We start from the raw sequence: 16,459 nt of genomic DNA, 5'->3' as shown, positions 1-16,459 counted from the left end.
TGAATTTCCCCCGCAGGTAAAACCATGCAGTAAGAATTCACGTTTTCCAAATAAAGCAAAAAACGGTGAGACAGACAAAGAAAAGAAAAAGGCAGGAAGCTCATCGAAGAGCCTTCAGACTGAGAGGCTCCACTCGACGCCGGATACGACTGCTGGCGCGAATGGGGTTCACGGAATCCACATCGTCATTGCGCCAGCAGTCGTATCCGGCACAGTGAAGAGAAACTCAGTGATGCATAGCTAAGCAAAGTACATGGATGGCGATACACCATCCGGATTGCAAGAGCCTTCCTGCCTTGTTCGATTTTACTGTCTATCTCACCCCCTGTAAATTGTTTTAGTTAAGACTTACGCAAAACCACCCCAGTTGCGTTGCAGCTCCTCTCCTAGGAGCCGCGTACTAAAGTACTGTCTTCGTCGCTGTGCCTTGCTGGGGCGATTTTGCGTAAGTCCAATTAGTTAGTATTTGCTACTTGCCTGATAGCCAGCATATGCTCACAAGGTCCACGGAACATGCGGTTGCGAACATAGAAATCGCAACTGCAATTACCTTCAATGAGTCTGTCATCACTGTCCAGCCTGATCATGGTCTTGCTCAGTTTCTTGGTATTCGTGATGCTGGCGCTGACACTGGCCTGCCATTCGATACCACCATCGGCAATGCGTGCCGACTGCAGATCAAGCAACAGGTTTTTATGTACCAGTTGCGCAGCCAGGGCTTCACGTTCACTGGCAAAGCGCAGGCTGGCGACATTGATGGGTTCACGCACCAGATCACGCCAGCGCGCCACCTGGTCTACTGCATCGTAGACAACCCGCCCTGCCTGCATGAGACCAGTCAGAGCTGACGCCACCAGCTTGCCATCGATCCGCAATTGCTGCGCCAGGCTGGCAGTGCTGGCTGACCAGCGTGCCGACAAGGCTTGTGCTACCGCTTGTGAAGTGGATTCATTCACATCCAGGCGTGGTGCCAGCAAATCGAACTGGCCAGCGCGCGACCAGTCGTTCGCAGTCCAGCCAGACAAACCCAGGGTGTAATCCATATCAGGCAGATGTGCGATCCAGAAGCTGGGCAAACCCGTACCCATGAGCATGACACTGAACCTGTCAGTGACGGCGATCAGTCGTTCCAGCGTCAGCAAACGGCGGCGGCCCCAGATACGGACTTCGGCTGCCTGGTTGCCGGTAAAGATGGAACGCTGGCACACCAGTTTGATGCCCCAGGGTTCAAACAGCATGCTGATGGGCTTGCCCGGTTCCAGCAAAAAGCGGATCGAACGCGGCCCTACTCTTTCGGTCTTGCGACGCAGGATATGGCAGATACTGTGTACATCCATGGGATGCAGTTCCAGCTTGTGAGCCGGCATAGACATGGCGGTACTGACTTGCAGGAAACCGCGCATCCAGCTATCGGGCAAATCGATCTTGGCTTCATGGTATTGCTCATCATGACCAGTCTGGACCTGGAAACCATCCGCCTGGATTTCAAAGCGGGTTTCCTTGTAGGCGCGTATCTTCTGGAATTCTTCGTACAGAGATGCGGAGTAATCGATATTCGTGGTGCCGCAAGCAAATTCACCCAGATGCCTGAAGACATCGTGGCGGCAGCTCAGACTGGCATAGGTCGATTCGTCACGGCTGAAACATTCAAAAAATACCTTGTCAGGATGCACGGTAATGACCGGGTCCAGCACGATCCACATGTCGCGGTTTTCGCGGTACAGGTGATCAAAATATGCACGCTGGGCTTTATAAAAAGGCTGTAACAGTTCACGCTTCTGATTTTGCACTTTGGTCAGTTCTGCACGTAGCGGCTGGATTTTTTCACGCAAGTCTTTTTCCTGCGCCATGAAATCAGCCAGCAGGCTGGCTTCGTTTTCAGCCAGCCAGGCAAAATAACCAGTGCGGTCCTTGGGTTGCGTGCGCAGGTCAGATACCACCACATCATGCATGGCGCTGATGGCTTCACGGTATGCCAGGGCCAGTGATGGTTGCAGGGTGGCGGCAAAATAAGTCGGCGTACGCAGGGTATCTGGCGCAAACTGCATATTGGTTGCAGTTGCACTGTCATTCACCTGGCTATTGCCAAAATAGCGGTATTCAAACTTCATACAGACTCCGCAGAAATAACAGCTTGCACGGGTGCCACTGCCAGAATGCGTGGTGCCACCACCTGCACTGGCCAGCCCGGCTCCTGCGCCAGTGCCGGGTACAGGGCCTGCAATTGGGTCAGGCCAACAATGTACTGTGCCTTGTCCTGTATCGCTACCGTCAGAACCTGGCGGGTAAATATCTGCGCCACAAACTGTGCATGGCTAGCTGACAGCAGGCCTTGCTGTTGCAAAAAGCTGATGACGCGATTTTTGACGGTGCGTGCCTTGTTCACATGAGACAGGACACTCAGGAAATATGGGCGCAGTTGTTGCAGGTTGTGTAGTGCCTGTTGTTCCTGTCCTGCATCGGATGCAGCATGGATGCTTTGTTCCAGCCACTGGCTGACGAATAACTGCATGCTGGCAGCCGGGTGCTGACTCAGGCTCAGTACATATTCAGTCGCGTCTTCCACCCGGTAATGACGGGTAATCAATTGCCGGCCCAATCTTTGCACGGCGGCATGCGGATGGTCACACAGGGCCAGTAACTGCGCCAGGCACCATTCATCGGCATTGATGTAACGGGCAAAGAAATCGGTGGCAAAGGCGCGTGTCTCTGGCCAGCGGGTATCCAGTATGCGCAAGGCATTATCCAGGTCAGCCCGTATCAGTGACAGGTTATTTGAAAAATACGCCTGCGCCAGTAACCTGACCTGCAACACGGTATGCCGGCCCAGCAAGGCCCATTGCAACACACCAAGACTGGCTGCCAGCGGTGAATCTGGATGTGACAGCAATATGGCCCCCATCTCTTGCGCACCCTTACTGCGTGCCTGCAATAAACGCCATTGCTGATCGGTATCCTGTGCCAGCGATGCCGCCAGCAAGGGGCCACTGCACCAGCGAAGAATGTCTGCATGCAGGCTGTCTTCACCATCTGTGGTATCACTGCGGAATAGCGCATCAAAAAAATGTACCAGCAATTTTTTTGCAAATGCCGGGTGTGCTGCCAGATCATTGATCACGGCTGTCATGGCTGCACGAACACGCGCATCATCAGCCGTCGCCAGGCTGCCAACCAGATCCGGCTGCTCCAGCAAGACAGCAGACGGCAAGGCCGCAAACAAGCGGCTGCCCAGGCTTTGCCTGCCCGCATCACTGTCTTGCAGTAAATCACGCAACACCTGTGGCGACACATGGGCAATACCGGCAGGATGTGTGACCAGGATATCGGTCGCCAGTGACTGTTGCCAGAAATACCTGGCATTCAATAACTCACACCAGCTTGCCAGCTCTGCATCCGACAATTGTGCTACATGGTCGGCCAGCAGATTCTGTATCAGCCACTGTAGATCATCCTGCAATACGGCGATGTCCTGGACACTTTTTTCAGTAAGCTGCACCCAGGTCGCGAATTGCCGCAACAGGTTTTGTCGTGTAGCAGCATGCGCAGCTTGCGCCAGTAAACGACAACCGGCACGGACACCCGGCAAGGGGTTGGTGATCATGGCCAGCAGCAGGCCTGGTTGCTGTGCGTAATTTTCTGGCGTCTTGCTGATGAATTCCAGTGCGAATTCTGCTGCTGGTGGAAACCCGGCATTCAGCAAGATCAACAGCCAGTTCAGGTCAGGGGTTTGCCCGGCAAAGCGTTGCCGCATCACGGCAAATGCCATTTCCTTGGTAGGCAAATAAGCACTTTGCAGCAGTTGTTGCAATTGCTGCAAATCCAGTTGTTGGCAAAATGCGGTGTTGTCGATCAATGCGCGTGCAGCAAAGGCATGCACACCCAGGCAGCGGCTTTGTTGCAACAGGCTCAGTAATTGTTCTGGCGCGGCGTCCCACAAATGCGGAAAAGCTTCCTGCCTTAGCTGACGCTGCGGATACACCAAGGATTCTGACTGCGCTGGCTGCCACCAAAGCTTCGCCGTACGGCTGGTTTTAACTTCAGACTGATGCCGGTGCAGCAACTGGTTGAACAGCATCCATTGCCCATAGGGGCTGATGTAGCGCAGTTCGGTGTCATAGGCGCGCGTACTGCGGTTCCATTCGACCAGTCTTTGTATGCGTGCCACATTGGCCTGGGCATCATCACAGGCCAGCAAGACGCCAGTCGCCAGGGTGACAAAATCGGGGCTTTGCAATTCACCCAGACGGCGCAGGCTGCGCCAGCTGCGGCGGCGCAGATAGTTACGTGTCAGGCTGGAATAGGCAACCCGGGTATCGGCTTTTTTAACCTCATCGGCATAGCGTACGTAGCGCCGCTCAAGATGTATGCGGTCACTATGTGCAGCAAGCACGAATAGCGGCCAGGCTTTTTCAAAGCGTTGATGCAAGATACCAAACAGCTCTGCATCAACACGAAACTCTGCCGCCTTGTACAAATGACGAAAAGCGCGAAACACCAGCGTGCTGACCGGCAGGTTTTTCAATTGCTGCAACAACAGGGGCCGCGCCAGGGTAGATATACCAGACAAGGCGATGCTATCAAGTTGTTCCAGCCAGTCATCGTGACGCCAGTTCTTCCAGTTTGACGCAGAAGGCAGGGCAAACATGATTTCTTCGACATTTTGCGACTGCTCTGCCTTTTGCCAGGCCGTCTGCAATTCATCCGGCCAGGTCGCGATCAGGTCTCGTGCATGCTGTTGACGGCCCGGCACATCAACCAGTGTCAACCACGCCTGCCTGGCAATTTGCACGACATGTGCATACTGTGAGCGCTGGCTTAATGCCTGCATGGCCTGGGCGGCCCCGGCATCACCACAACGACCAATGGCATACGCCAGGCAATAATCGAGCATGGCATTGCCGGTTTCCAGCAGTTCCACCATGCGTGGCACTGCTGCCCGCATACGTCGTTCACCTATGCGCCAGACGGTACGGCTGCGTTCAGTCTGCGACAGACCTGACCAGGCACGTGGCTGCAATCGGTTCAGCAGAATTTTTTCCTGCCCTGCTACCGAAGAAGGTCGGGCAATCTTGCCCGATAAGACCTGGCCCGAATGACCCCATTGCATGGCGTCCTTAACGGCAGACGCTGCCTGAACAGGAGGAATGCCGTCATTTGCCACCGCCGTGTCGACAAAGCCCTGCTCCAGCTTGCTGGCAAGACTTTGCGCAAAAAGTGCCTCTGCCTTGTCGAGGCTGACGGCAAAAGGGGTTCTGGTGCTTTCCTGCCATTCGGCGTCAGGATGTCCTTCACGCAGATTGACCAGATATAGGGTAGTGTCACCAACTGTCTGCGGTGTCTGTGGTGCCTGAATTAACTCGATCTCGCAATGCCTTTCACTGGGCTTGCTACGCCTGAGTTTGACCAATTTGATGATGCCTTGCATAAGCAATGCTCCGGACAAAATGAATAAGTTGCGATCATCGCTGCGCTGATACAGCTGATATGGCTAATGCAGCATGATGATGCCACATTGCAACATCTGGCAACACCTGACAACGCATAACTGCACATGGCACTGCTTGGCACTACCTGCCACAGCCACAAAAGCGAAGCATTATGACATCTTTTTTTAAAGATGCAGCTTCTCTTACGTTTGCATACAAACCTGATCAAGACTGCCGCATATTGTCTGCTGCAAGCCGTGTAATATCGCTGCGATCGCCAGTCGAAGATACATTTTCATACTTAGCCGCAGGCCATAAAAGAAAATTACGCATGATAGAATGTGCAACGCAACAAAAATAATCAGCATTCATGATTTAAATCAACATCGTCTGCGTCCGGTCAATCATTTTTAGGAAAATTCATGTACTACCGTCTGGCTTGCCTCAATGAAAAAAGCGAAATTACCAAAACAGTCGACGCCGGGGATGACTTCCTCGCGGCGGTGAACAAGGGCGCACAATTGCGCCATGAACTGAATGCCCCTTATCAGGTTGACGTTGTCTCCGTCACCCACGATGGTGGCGAACACAAACTTGCCCAACTGGGTGGTTTCTCCTGAAGTTTCTGACGTACTTGCCCGGGTGCCTGCAAGCACCCTACATACAATATGGCTGATCAAAATACAGTTCTGATACTTCAGGGTGGTGGTGCCCTCGGTGCTTACCAGGCAGGTGTTTACCAGCAATTGCAAGAAACCGGCATGCCTGTAGAGTGGATCATAGGCACCTCTATCGGTGCCATCAACTGTGCCCTGATCGCCGGCAATCAGCCAGAAAAGCGGGTTACGCAATTACGCGCGTTCTGGGACAGCCTGGCACCGGATGCCCTGCACCGTGACAGCTTCTGGCCATCCCTGACACCATGGATGAATATCACCAACAACGTCAATACCCTGTCGGCCCTGATGCAGGGTGTCGCTGGTTTTTTCAAACCACGCTTCGGTGCGGCCTGGGATATCAATGCCAAGGTACCGCTGGATCAGGCTGGTTTTTACGATACCTCACCACTCAAGACCACACTGGAAAAATATGTGGACTTTGACTATCTGAACGAAGGCCCCATGCGCATCAGCGTATGTGCAGTCGATATTGATAATGGCCAGGGCGTGGTATTCGACAGCAAGAAAGAACGGATACACCCGGAACACATCATGGCCAGCGGTGCTTTGCCACCCGGCTTCCCGCCGATACAAATCGGCAAGCATGCTTACTGGGATGGTGGCGTATATTCAAATACGCCACTGGAAGTGTTCCTGGATGAAAAAAGAAATGCCGATGCCCTGTGTTTTATGGTCGATTTGTGGGACCCGACGGAAAACCGGCCGGAATCCATCGCTGCCGCTATGACGCGCTACAAAAGCATACAGTACGCCAGTCGCTCCACAGAACAGTTGCTAATGCACCAGCAAATACAAGACATGCAACGTGCCATACGCACACTGACTGAGCATCTGCCCGCTGCTGCACGCAAAAAGGCCGAGTTGCAGCCGCTGATGGCCATGGGCTGCGATCACACAGTCAATGTCGTTCATCTGATCATGAAAGCCCTGCCGGACGACCATTATTTCAAGGACGTGGATTTCAGCACCTCGACCGTGCAGGCCCGCTGGGCTGCTGGCATCCATGATTGCAAACGTGCACTGCGTCACAAATCATGGCTGAAACCTCTACCACCACACGCGGGACTGGTCATCCACGAATTGCCGCAAGAGTAAAGCACTGCCCCCTGCTGCATGCGGGTGCAGGGGAATAACAGGCTTATTTCCGGGCGGGCATAGCAGCCTGCTCAGTCACACCACAATACGCACCCGCACCACCACCATCACCACCCACACGCGTAACGGACAGATTGGCGAAATCAACCAGATCTTCAGCGTCCTGCCTTAAATCTGGATGGTGCTTGCGGTAAATCCCCCATTTGGGCCGCATATGGTCAGCACCGGTACGCCAGAATGACAGCCCTGAACGATCAATATTCAATAGCTGCCTGCCCTGCTGGTCACGAATCAGCAACTGATAGAGTGCATCGGTGTTGGAATAATGAATTTCTTCCCTCACATCCAGCCATTGCCCAGCCACAGCAGCCAAGTCGAATGAACCGAGGATGTCGAAATGTCCGCCATCCGTCAGTTTGTCGGCAATACGACGCACATATAATTTGCCGTCATTTAATGCAGTAAAGGTAATCAGCGGCGGTTCGGCATAGGACCCGCCATAAGCCTTGATCTGATGGATATGTGTAAATGAAGGCGAAAATTTCATTTGCGCGGCAACCCTGAATTGCCAGCGGTAAATGAATGCATCATTGTCCCTGGCCTTGAATGCTTCATGCATGCCACCTTTGGCCGGCGCAATCTTGATTTCAGTACGAGAACGGTCACTGCCTTGCTGGCGGGATTTTTTATCCAGGTTAACGTCGGCCGCTTCATTCGCCATGATAGAAAAATAATCACCAACGAGAGCATCATTGCGACCCAGGCTGACATGCGGTCGCGGCGGCACATACATGTCGTCGCTGGGTGCTTCTACCGCGCCTTTGCCAAATACTTTTTCTATATGTGCATACGTGTCACCGTCTTTTACATCTGCTGCTGTCAGGCACAGGCTGTCGCCGGTCACGCCACTGTGAAGAACTGGTGTTTTATAGATCATGCTATCAGCCCTTCTGGCGTGAGCCGCATCCAGCAATGCCAGGTTAATTAAAAGAACTGCGCAAGTCCGGAAATTGTTCATGTTAATTGCAGTCAGAAAATTTGAAATGTGTCGTCGATAAGAAGACCTGACCCGGCAACAATACAACCGATGGAAAATCAGGATGATTCGGGCTATCCGGCAAATGCTGCGTCTCAAAAGCAAAACCATCATAGGCTTCATACGCCCGCCCTTCGCTGCCAGTTTCCGTGCCATCAAAGCTATTACCAGTATTAAACTGCACCGATGGCTCGGTCGTCCATACCTGCATGCAGCGACCGCTGCCAGCTTCAGTGATTTGTGCAACCTGGGCCAGAGTATTCTTGCCCCAGTCCGTAAACAACAGACTGTGGTCTATGCCGGGTGGCACGCCGCCTGGCAAGGCTGGCATGGCCGACAGGCGACCGGTAAGCGATGACGCCTCCCTGAAATCCAATACAGTTCCTTCTACACTGGCAATAACGCCGGTAGGAACACGCTTGTCATCTGTCAGCAGATAACGGTCTGCATTGATCCTGAATACATGTTGCGACATGCCCTTGCTGCCAGCACCGGCCAGATTGAAATACGCATGATTCGTCAAATTGATGACCGTGGCGGCTGTCGTGCTTGCCCTGTATTGGATACTAAATTCATTGCGCCTGCGATACAGACTGTAGCGAACCTCTACCCTGACCGCACCAGGAAAACCCTGATCACCATCCGGGCTAAGCAGGCTGTAGACCGAGCCGACAGTATCATCATCGGCAAAATCTCGCCGTGTCCATACACGTTTATCATAACCATCGGGATCACCATGCAGGGCGATGCCTTTAGCGTTCTTTGGCAGCATAACCTGCCGCCCTTCATGTGGGAAACTGGCATTGCCTATGCGTCCCGCATAGCGCCCTATGACAGCAGCAAACTTGCGTTTGCTGGCCTCATAGGCCTGCAAACTGGGCAAGCTCAACACCACATTGGCGAACTGACCGTGACGACCGGGAACGGATATCGCTGTCAACGTAGCACCGTAATCGATATAACTGACTGTCATACCCAGGTCATTGCGCAGGCTAACGCGCCCGACCTTTTCCCCCTGCCGGGTTTGTCCCCATGTTTCGATTATTGTATTTGCCGCCCCAACATCATCTTTTGCATAGACTGCGCTGACCATGCTCACCAAACTGGCTAGCAGCAATAGCAGACACGACAGCAGGCGGCATAACATGCTTTTCGCCATGCGCAATTTAGTACTGAGGGCCAGCGATCACAAAAGGGCCGCCCTGAAAACGGGCAGTCGCATCATCGGCCGCGGGATAGGCAATGTTGTCGGCAAACTGATGTGCAAATTGTTTGGAACTGTCTGCCGGACGGTAGCCCAGATGGGATGCTTTACGGTTATCCCACCAGCGGCTTGCATTGTCCGAACTGCCAAAGCTGATGGTATGCCCAACCCTGGGAGTAAAGACTGCGCAGCGTATCAGTTCCAGTAAATCTGCATAGCTGAGATAAGTCACCATCATGCGCGGATTCAATGGCGCAGGAAAACTGGAACCTATGCGCAGGCACACGGTTTCTATGCCAAAACGGTCATAGTAATAACGCGACAGGGCTTCGCCAAAACATTTGCTGAGGCCATAAAATCCGTCGGGACGTAAAGGCATGTCGGCATCCACCAGTTCCGTAGTCGGATAAAACCCCACCACGTGACTCGAACTGGCATAAATGACGCGCTTGACACCGCAGGCATGCACCGCGTGGTAAAGGTTGTACATGCCCAGAATATTGGCCTGCATGATGGGTTCAAATTTATCTTCCACCGAAATGCCGCCAAAATGCAGTACGACATCAACTCCCTCCACCAGTTTCATCACAGCTGCGCCATCGGCAAGATCACACTGCACGATCTCTTCGCCATCACGCGCTTCACCCAGATTGGCAATATCACTGAGCCTCAGATGACTGGTCCAGGCTGATACATGCTGACGCAATACCTTTCCCAATCCTCCACCTGCACCGGTCAGCAAGATTCTATTAATTGATTTGTTATCCGGCTTGTTATCTGTTGTCGTGGTCATGTGTATTTTCTCAACATTTGAATTGGCAATCATCATCGTGCGGACCGGCTGCCAATGCGACGGCAACGCGCAACACCCTGTTGCATGGGGTGTTACATCAATCGGCACGGCTATAGAAACTTTAAGTTAAACGATTAACTAAGTATACTAAAAAATACTGCGCACGCAAGAGTCTTTTGGATTTTCACATAAACATCCAGGGTTTTTAATTTGTACAGCATGGCATAAACCACACTTGAATTAGCGTATCTTCATTCACATACCGGGATTTTTCTTATTCAGGTTACAATGCAAGTGATCAGACCAAGAATAAAGTTAAACCTTTAACTCAATCATGAAAAAAAAGCTTCCGACGATACGCGATGTTGCAGCTGCGGCACAGGTTTCCACAGCCACCGTGTCCAAATACATCAATGGCACGCAAAAATTCTCCGCTGCCGTCGAAGCCAATCTCAAGAGGGTCATTGAAGAGCTGGGTTATCAGTCCAACCCGCAGGCCCAATCCATGATTACCGGCAAGACCAAGACGATAGGTCTGTCAATACTGGATATCAGCAACCCGCATTTCACCAGCATCGTCAAAGGTGCCAACCGGGTTGCCATGGAAAAGGGCTATACCCTGCTGCTGGTGGACACGGATGAAACCCTGAGCCGCGAACGTCCCCTACTGGAAGCATTAAGCCGCAAGGTAGACGGCATGATCGTATTTTCGCGCCTGCCGGAACAGGATCTGGAATGGCTGTTCCAGATGGACAAGCCACTGGTTTTCTTTGGTCGCATACACGAACGCCAACTGCCATCAGTAGGCAGCGATGACAGGCGCGGCACCTATATGCTGGCACAGCATCTGGTGGCACTGGGACACAAGCGCATTGCCTATGTAGGCTTTGCAAAATCACGACGCGACGAAGAACGCATGAGTGGCGTCCAGGATTGTCTGGATAAACACCAGTTACCGCTGACCAAATACAACACCAATGCCGCCACCGCCGCCGAGGGCGAACGCCTGTGCTCATCCATCATGCTGGGTGACAATCCCCCGGATGCACTGATTTGTTACAACGACCTGATTGCCCTCGGCTTTATGAAGGAAGCGCAGATCCTGGGCTTCCAGCTACCGAACGACATCTCGGTCACCGGTATAGACAATATCCTGTATGGCCGCTTTGTCACCCCGGCACTGACCTCGGTGGACCTGCAAAGTGAACGCATGGGCGTCGCGGCCATGGAAAAACTCATGCAAATCATCGCCGGCGCCCAGGACAATGAACTCACCGTGATAGAACCACAACTGGTCTTGCGCGCATCCACCATGCGCCGCAATTAGGCTCAGACACTGCCACTACCGCATCTACTCCGGCACATACTGCGGCACGCACTCCGCACATATAGCGTACCTACAGCGCACTGATCGCACACATATAGCGCACCGGACAAGCTATCCTGACCTCGCAAATCTATTGTTAAACGTTTTCCATTTTCTTTATTTTCCTGCCAACTGGTAAGAGACCAATATTCCCCACCTTCGCCGTTGTCGCATCACAACGAATACAAAAAAATGATTTCTGCTACTTTACTCCCGATCTTTTCTTCACTATTATCTAGTTAAACGTTTTCCTAAATAATTTCAAGCTTGCTTCAGGTACTCTTCACACCTTGCAAGCAAGAACAAACCTGCCAGGTTATAGCTGATGAATTTCTTGCCCCGAATTTGCATTCTGCTCACCGCACTCACCACGCTCGCCACGCTCACATCTGCCCCGGTGACCGCAGCCAGTGACACCGCCAAAATCGTCTATGAACCGCCACTGACGAATGTTGCCATGGACAAGATTGTGCAGTCCGAGCTATATCCGCAACTGGCCTATCTGGCGCAAAAGCTGCTGGCTGAAAAAGAAAACACCACACTCAATGGCTACCCTGCCTTCAACGGCAAGGATAAGTTTTTACCAGGGAAAATCGCTTCCGGCCTGGGCCACCTGCTGCTGAACGCAAAGCATGAAGGAAAAGATCTTGCCCCCTATCTGCGTGATTTTCGCGAATCGGCAGAATTGATTGTCGGCATGGACAATCACACCTGGGGCATCTACTACTATCTGCTGACGCTTTACGAGTTAAAGAAAAATGGTTTGCTGGAACAGGCACTCACGGCAAAAACACTGGATGCACTGAAGAAAAAACTGGACTGGCGCAGCTTCGTCACACAAACAGATTTCAAACTTATACAGTTACCGACCAATTATTACGGTGTGGCATTTGGTGTGGCACGCCTGCGCATGCTACTGGGCTGGGAAGACGAAACAGCAAGCCAAAGACTGTTGAAAAAACTGCTGGATCATTATGAACAACATTCCGGCACCTATGGTTTTTCTGACGAAACCGAAGGTGAAGGCCGTTTTGACCGCTACAGCATTTTGCTGATTTCAGAAATATGTGGACGTTTCATAGAAACCGGCATGGAAGTCACGCCAGAACTGAAAATCAAGTTAAGAAAAGCAACTGACATTGCCTTCCGCCTGGGCAATGTATCCGGCGATGGTTTCAGTTTTGGACGCAGTATCGGTGCCTATGGCGAAACTGCCGTGCTTGACATACTGACGGTATCTGCCTACCTAAGCATATTGAGCCCGCAAGAAAAAGAATATGCTTACGCCTATTCCACCCGCATTGTCGCCAAATACGTTGATTTCTGGTACGACAAAAAAACCAGGTCTGTCGACCTGTGGGGTCAGGGCCGGAAAACGGACGACTATCGCGGCATACACCGCATCCTGGGCGAAAATTTCTCACTGCTGCACCAACTGATCTCGGCCAATGATCTATGGCGTCAGATGGGGTACCAGGACACATTGCCCAAGCAGGATCTGGCAGCATGGCTGAACCAGACACAACCCGTATTCGAGTTCACCTGGTTTGCCCGTGGCGAATACGACAGAGCGCTCGCCATCTATCGAGATGCAGGGCATGTGTTCAGTTTGCTGATGGTGAATGGTGGCGCCAGCCAGCACGGCAACAGCCCTTATTATCCCTTGCCATTTTCCAATCTGCTGGTTGCCGGCATTGCTGACAGCGGCTATCAGCATCCGCAATTGCTGCCCAAATTTACCTTGAATGACGGCAGTGAACTGATCGCCACAGCCTTTATCAAGAACATCCGCAATACAAAAAACCAGCAGACTTATGAGGTCAGTTATCACCAGGACAGCCTGACCAGAATCGGCCCAGTCAATCAGAAACCAGTACCGGATGCGCGCATACAACTGAATACCAGCTACCGTCTGGGCGCAGGCACAATTACACGAACAGACCAGTATCTGCCGACAGAAAAACTAGGCGTGCGCCAGGTGTCACTGGAATTTGCCAGCTTTTCAGAAATGCCTGAGATCAATGGCAATACCATCCGTTTCAACAAAGGTGACCTGAGTGAATTTACAGTCACAGGCATGGATCACTGTAGCGCCAGGGCCAGCCTCGATACAGAAAATTTCAAATCGCCAAACGGCCCCATGAAGACTCTGGTTAGCTGTGAACGCAAAGCCTTCAGTTTTGATACGCCCATCACGATTAGCTGGTCCATCAAATATCATTGATAAATAACATTGATAAATAACATTGATAAATAACATTGATAAATAACATTGATAAATACCACTGATTTATTTACTGGATGAACCACACCGGAATTCTCTGCGCAAATTCAACATCAGCAAGCTTGATGATGCAGCAGTGATTTTCAATTGCAACGCCAGAAATACCCAGCAACACCAATAAAAAACAATTATCAGGAGACAGAAAAATGCGCAACAAACCATCACGACCAAGGCAAACATGCCGACTCTTGCCCATCACTTCAGCGGTAGCTCTGGCGCTCTTGAGCATGATGCAGACCGCTACAGCACAACAGGCACCTGCTACAACGGCCGAACAGCCAAAGCTGGAAGAAGTCATCGTATCGGCCAATAAACGTATAGAGAAACTGGAACAGGTTCCGCTGGCCATCACGGTGTTGGGCGACGCTGTACTGCAAAGAAATAATGTCCGCGAATTTGCCGACGTCATCAACCTGTCACCGGCACTGACTATCACCTACGGCACCACACCCGCGAATAACGGCATCAATATGCGCGGCATAGGCACCACCTCGATAGGCATAGGCGTGGAAGCTGACGTGGCAGTTATCATCGATGACATTCCCATGGGGATGCAGGTCAAGGCATTCCAGGATTTGACGGATATCGCCAGGATAGAAATCCTGAAAGGGCCACAAAGCACCCTGTTTGGCAAAAGCGCCATCGCCGGTGCAGTGAATGTCACGACCAAGCCTATTTCCGGCCCTCTGGCAGGCAATTTCAGCACGCTGTACACCAGCGATGGCGAATGGCGCGTCGGCGGCAGCTACGGTGGTGAACTGTCAGAAAAATTCGGCTTTCGCATCGCTGCCAGCGACACCCGCTTCGCCGGCAATGTCAATAACCTGACTACCGGCACCAAAACCAATGGCTCCGGCGGCAAGACCTTCATGGCGAAACTGAGCTGGCATCCAACCGACACGCTGGATATTGATTTCACACCCCGTTACAGCTATTCCAACACCACCTGCTGTGCCCTGGTCGCAACCAGCATGACGCCATTGCAGGGGGCATTGCTTTCCAATGTCGCACAGCTGCCTGCCACTACGCTGTTGCAGGGTATCAATATCGGGCCTTACAATACAGACATTCGCAATGACACCAAGACCGGGCAGGAATCCACCAGCCGTGGCTTTGGCTTGCGCATCAACTATGCCATGCCGAACGGTGCCACGCTGAGTTCCATCACCTCGCTGGACAAGTATTATGCGAATGATTCGCGTGACCAGGATTTTGTCGATATCCCTACCCTGCTGTATTACCCACTGGCAAACGGCAAACCGGCTGGCGTCAACGAAGGTTATGTGCAGTACGGTACTTTCGATGTCATTTCCAGAACCCAGGAACTGCGTCTGACTTCACCTGATAACCAGCCCGTCAAATATGTAGCCGGCCTGTGGTATGGATGGAATGCCATCGACCGCCACTTCATCCGCGGTTATAACGGCATCGCCCTGAGTACGCCGACCCAGTATTTCACCGATACCTACAATGAAAACAAGGCTATATTTGGCCAGGTAAGCTGGGATTTTGCCAAGGATTACAGTGTGCTTGCCGGCCTGCGTTATAACCGCGAAACCTCGGGCTATCATTTTACGACCGGCGCACCGCCACCTGGCGCGTTCGTTCCGACTGCCTCGTATTCCAGTGTGGATAACACAGAAAATGCCACTACCGGCAAACTGAGTCTGCAACATCAGTTCAGTAAAAACCTGATGGCGTATGCACTGGGTGCCACCGGATACAAGGGCCTGGCTTACGACCTGACCAGCAGCCTGAATGCTGCCACGGCCGCCCAACAGCCTGTACATTCAGAAACGTCCAATACGTTTGAACTGGGTCTGAAAGGCAATTTCCTGAACAACCGTCTGACCTTGAACCTGGCCGCTTTCAACAGTAAATTCAAGAATTACCAGCAAAATTCTGGCGGTTATTTGCCTGGCACAACCACCTATGTCACCCGCCTCAACAGCGTCGGCGGGGTACAGACCCGTGGCGTGGAAATGGATATCTCGGCACTGATAACCACTGATTTCATCATCAATGGCAGCGTCGCCTATACTGATGCAAGCATTAGCGAATTTCCAAATGCCCCCTGCTACAACGTCACAGATACATCGAATGGTGGATTTAATGCAGCCTGTCAGTTGAAATCAGCACAGTATGGCGGACAGAATGTGCAAGACCTGGCCGGTGGACGGATGCCAAATGCACCGAAGATCAAGGCCAATCTGGGCGGGCAATACGATATCCGCCTGAAAGATAATTCTTTTGATGCTTTTATAACGGCAGCAGTCCGTTACCAAAGCGAAGTATTGACCAACCTGAATCAGGATCCGACGCTGTCGGTCGCCGGCTACAGCGTGACCAATCTGGGATTTGGCATCAAAGACAAACAAAGCAGATACAAGCTGAGTTTCTTTATCAATAACCTGTTCAACAAACACTATGCCAACACCGGCTTTACCGGCCTGGGAAGCTGGAGTTCCAAAGCCCCGAATCCGGTGATCGCCGTAACCAACACCACCTGGAGCCCGGCCCGTGACGCCTTCCGTTACGTGGGTGTACGCTTCGATGCCAAGTTCTGATCAGACAT

General features: G+C 52.1%; 11 protein-coding genes. 5 read left to right on the top strand and 6 right to left on the bottom strand.

Features of this window, described 5'->3' with window-relative positions; translation table 11 throughout:
* Window positions 1–455: 455 nt before the first annotated feature.
* Window positions 456–2,111, bottom strand: a complete 1,656-nt coding sequence (locus ACO0LK_RS01930) for an SWIM zinc finger family protein (protein ID WP_422971636.1) — start codon at window positions 2,109–2,111, stop codon at window positions 456–458.
* Window positions 2,108–5,425 (bottom strand): hypothetical protein, encoded by a 3,318-nt coding sequence (locus tag ACO0LK_RS01925; protein WP_422971634.1) that lies wholly within the window; start codon window positions 5,423–5,425, stop codon window positions 2,108–2,110. Before ACO0LK_RS01925 ends, ACO0LK_RS01930 begins: the two co-directional genes overlap by 4 nt.
* Before the next feature lie 423 nt (window positions 5,426–5,848).
* On the opposite strand from ACO0LK_RS01925, the gene ACO0LK_RS01920 reads away from it, so the two are divergent.
* Complete coding sequence (locus ACO0LK_RS01920; protein ID WP_186947158.1) at window positions 5,849–6,046, top strand: hypothetical protein; 198 nt, start codon at window positions 5,849–5,851, stop codon at window positions 6,044–6,046.
* A 48-nt stretch (window positions 6,047–6,094) separates the two neighbouring features.
* Window positions 6,095–7,201: a patatin-like phospholipase family protein gene (locus tag ACO0LK_RS01915; protein WP_422971632.1), complete on the top strand. Its 1,107-nt coding sequence runs from the start codon at window positions 6,095–6,097 to the stop codon at window positions 7,199–7,201.
* 43 nt (window positions 7,202–7,244) lie between these two features.
* Here ACO0LK_RS01915 and ACO0LK_RS01910 read toward each other — a convergent pair whose 3' ends face one another.
* The 3 genes from ACO0LK_RS01910 to ACO0LK_RS01900 all read right to left on the bottom strand — a co-directional run bounded on the left by ACO0LK_RS01910 (window position 7,245) and on the right by ACO0LK_RS01900 (window position 10,234).
* Window positions 7,245–8,138 carry a heparin lyase I family protein gene (locus ACO0LK_RS01910; protein WP_422971630.1) on the bottom strand — a complete coding sequence of 298 codons (894 nt, stop codon included), beginning with the start codon at window positions 8,136–8,138 and terminating at the stop codon, window positions 7,245–7,247.
* An 82-nt stretch (window positions 8,139–8,220) separates the two neighbouring features.
* Window positions 8,221–9,384 (bottom strand): aldose epimerase family protein, encoded by a 1,164-nt coding sequence (locus tag ACO0LK_RS01905; protein ID WP_422971628.1) that lies wholly within the window; start codon window positions 9,382–9,384, stop codon window positions 8,221–8,223.
* Window positions 9,385–9,403: 19 nt separating this feature from the next.
* The gene (locus ACO0LK_RS01900; RefSeq protein WP_422971626.1) at window positions 9,404–10,234 is read right to left on the bottom strand and encodes an NAD-dependent epimerase/dehydratase family protein; all 831 of its coding nucleotides are present in this window, start codon (window positions 10,232–10,234) and stop codon (window positions 9,404–9,406) included.
* 334 nt (window positions 10,235–10,568) lie between these two features.
* Here ACO0LK_RS01900 and ACO0LK_RS01895 point away from each other — a divergent pair, with 334 nt between their 5' ends.
* Both ACO0LK_RS01895 and ACO0LK_RS01890 read left to right on the top strand, forming a co-directional pair.
* Window positions 10,569–11,561: a LacI family DNA-binding transcriptional regulator gene (locus ACO0LK_RS01895; protein ID WP_422971624.1), complete on the top strand. Its 993-nt coding sequence runs from the start codon at window positions 10,569–10,571 to the stop codon at window positions 11,559–11,561.
* A gap of 364 nt (window positions 11,562–11,925) precedes the next feature.
* Window positions 11,926–13,824: a hypothetical protein gene (locus ACO0LK_RS01890; protein WP_422971622.1), complete on the top strand. Its 1,899-nt coding sequence runs from the start codon at window positions 11,926–11,928 to the stop codon at window positions 13,822–13,824.
* A gap of 70 nt (window positions 13,825–13,894) precedes the next feature.
* Here ACO0LK_RS01890 and ACO0LK_RS01885 read toward each other — a convergent pair whose 3' ends face one another.
* Window positions 13,895–14,113 (bottom strand): hypothetical protein, encoded by a 219-nt coding sequence (locus ACO0LK_RS01885; protein WP_422971620.1) that lies wholly within the window; start codon window positions 14,111–14,113, stop codon window positions 13,895–13,897.
* Between ACO0LK_RS01885 and ACO0LK_RS01880 the strand changes: the two genes are divergently transcribed.
* Window positions 14,112–16,451: a TonB-dependent receptor gene (locus ACO0LK_RS01880; protein ID WP_422971618.1), complete on the top strand. Its 2,340-nt coding sequence runs from the start codon at window positions 14,112–14,114 to the stop codon at window positions 16,449–16,451. The two genes, ACO0LK_RS01885 and ACO0LK_RS01880, sit on opposite strands and share 2 nt — an antisense overlap.
* Window positions 16,452–16,459 lie beyond the last annotated feature (8 nt).

This window comes from Undibacterium sp. Ji49W (assembly GCF_049340205.1).
Taxonomy (GTDB): Bacteria; Pseudomonadota; Gammaproteobacteria; order Burkholderiales; family Burkholderiaceae_D; genus Undibacterium.
The sequence above is the reverse complement of the archived record's forward strand: the minus strand, read 5'-3'. Positions and strand labels throughout refer to the sequence as shown.